The organism is Dolichospermum sp. UHCC 0352, from assembly GCF_009711925.1.
In the GTDB taxonomy this organism is placed as follows: domain Bacteria; phylum Cyanobacteriota; class Cyanobacteriia; order Cyanobacteriales; family Nostocaceae; genus Dolichospermum; species Dolichospermum lemmermannii.
Window position 1 is genome coordinate 1 of record NZ_VIKY01000013.1, and the last position, 2,526, is coordinate 2,526.

Below are 2,526 nucleotides of genomic sequence, written 5' to 3' on the forward strand. Positions count from 1 at the left end.
GTACTGGTAGTTGCCTTGAGCGTCTAGGAGGATAATTGACTATCCTTTTTAAGCAAGTCTTAAAGAATCTGCGTGTCTTTAGACCGCAGAGTGTCAAAATATATTCGCCATTTTTTGTAGGTTGGGTTGACCCAAGGAAAGCCAACAAATGCGTTGGATTTTGTCCCATTGCTGTGCAAACATAAACGTTCCACAAACCAACCTACAAATCAAGGTTTTTTCAATTTGGCTAATTCAACCAATCCCCAATTCTTATGAGTGATAATATTAATCCTGCGGATTTTCCTAAATCAGATGTAGCAAATAAAAGTCAGTCACTAACCTTACAACGCGGTGGTGAAGAGTTAATGCTAGAAAAAACGTTGTATCGTTTTACTATTCGTCCCAATGCTAATTTTCCCCATGAAAAATTATCACAGATTCCTGGTAGCGTATGGCGGCGGAGTATTCCTCAAGCGAAACTAGAACTATATACGGTCTTTCCTAATCAGCTAGATGCAGTTATGTCTCAACTCCGTGCTGATGAAAACGTAGACTTTGTGAGTCATGTTTATACATTGGAAAATAATCCTGGAACTTTTGTGTATCTCAGTGACCAAATTACAATTCAATTTGCTACTTGGGTAGATAATACTAAAATTAATACTATTACCAGTACATTGAATTTAGTTCAAGATCAACCAGTATTCGGCATACCAAATACCTTCATTTTTATTGTTAGTAAACAAGCCACACAAAATCCCGTTAAAATTACCAATTATTTACAAACATTGCCAGAAGTTTTGGCGGCTGAACCGAATATTCTCATTCAACAAGAACCCCATTATAAACCCAAAGATTCTCTTTATTCCCAGCAATGGTATCTCAATCATGATAGTGGTAATCAGTTGGTAGCTGGTTCGCATATTTCCGTAGAACAGGCTTGGGATACTACTCGTGGTGTGCGTTCTATAGTGGTAGCTGTAGTAGATGATTCCTTTGATTTAAAACATCCAGATTTTCAAGGTACAGGTAAAATTATTGCTCCTAGAGATCTAAAAGAAAATGATTTTTTACCCTTACCTGGAGAAAAAGAAACTAGTCATGGGACTGCTTGTGCAGGATTAGCTGTAGCTGAAGAAAATGGTTCGGGAATTGTGGGAGTTGCTCCTGGTTGTGCAATGATGCCCATTCGCACTACTGGTTTTTTAGATGATCAATCAATTGAGGATATTTTTGATTGGGCGGTAGAAAAAGGCGCGAGTGTAATTTCTTGTAGTTGGGGAGCTTCTGCTGTTTATTTCCCCCTTTCTATTCGGCAAAAAGCGGCTATTAACCGGGCTGCTACCAATGGACGCAAGGGAAAAGGATGTGTGATTGTTTTCGCGGCTGGAAATGCTAATCGTCCGATTAATGGGACCGTAAATGAACAGAATTGGCCGAAAAATATTGTTCAAGGGAAGACAAATTGGTTAAGCGGTTTTGCTGTTCATCCTGATGTGATGACTGTATCTGCGTCTACTAGTTTAAATAAAAAGGCTGCTTATAGTAATTGGGGAGGTAATGTTTCTGTTTGCGCTCCCAGTAATAATGCTCCCCCAGGAATGTGGTTTCAAGAAACTGGTTTTGTTTATACACAACCGGCAATTGTTTCTTCTCTATTTGGATTGGGAGTATTTACAACAGATCAAATAGGTGCGGCTGGTTATGATGCGGGAAATTTTACTAAAAACTTTGGTGGTACTTCCAGTTCTACTCCCATTGTGGCAGGAGTAGCGGCTTTGGTATTATCAGCTAATCCTGATTTAACGGCTCAACAAGTTAAACGGATTCTCCAAGATACGGCTGATAAAATAGTGGATAATAACCCTGATCTTCAGTTGGGTGTGCGTGGGGGTACTTATGATAGTAATGGTCATAGTCAATGGTTTGGTTATGGCAAAGTTAATGCTGCTAAGGCTGTGAGACTAGCGCAGCAGATGGGTGCGGTTGCTAAAATTACGAATAAACAAATTCAGGTCAAAAATTCTCAAGTTGTGAATATTCCTGATAATAATAGACAGGGAATTAAAAGTGCGATCGCTATTAATGAAGCTGTCAATGTCACAGATATCCAAGTTACCGTGAATATCACCCATGATTTTTTAGGAGATTTAGAAGTTTATTTAATTGCTCCTAATAATCAGCGGATTTTATTACAAAGTCGTACATTAGGTCGTCGTAATCAATTACAAAATACTTACACAGTGCGATCGCATCCTGCCCTGAAACAATTACTTTCTTTACCCGCAAAAGGCAACTGGCAATTACAAGTTATTGACTACGCTGCTTTAGATGTGGGCAAACTTAATAACTGGGAATTAGTAATTGGAGTAGGTAATAAATAATTCGTAATTGGAACCGCTAATTGGTATATCAATTCCTATTTTAGTGAAGTACAAGCAATAATAATTAAACGCAGATGGACGCTGATAAACGCAGATAGTTTTGTACTTCATTAGACTAGGAAATGCTATATTTGGTAATTGGTAATTGGTAATTGGTAAT

Annotated in this window: 1 protein-coding gene; it reads left to right on the forward strand. The window is 38.3% G+C overall.

All coding sequences use genetic code 11. The features are described 5' to 3' along the window. The first annotated feature begins 254 nt into the window (after positions 1-254). The gene (locus tag FJR06_RS01185; RefSeq protein ID WP_168650431.1) at positions 255-2,366 is read left to right on the forward strand and encodes a S8 family serine peptidase; all 2,112 of its coding nucleotides are present in this window, start codon (positions 255-257) and stop codon (positions 2,364-2,366) included. The last annotated feature ends 160 nt before the right edge of the window (positions 2,367-2,526 follow it).

Bases quoted from the DNA above. Each gene is read 5' to 3' on its own strand.
- FJR06_RS01185 (WP_168650431.1), top strand. From the start codon at position 255: ATGAGTGATAATATTAATCCTGCGGATTTTCCTAAATCAGATGTAGCA.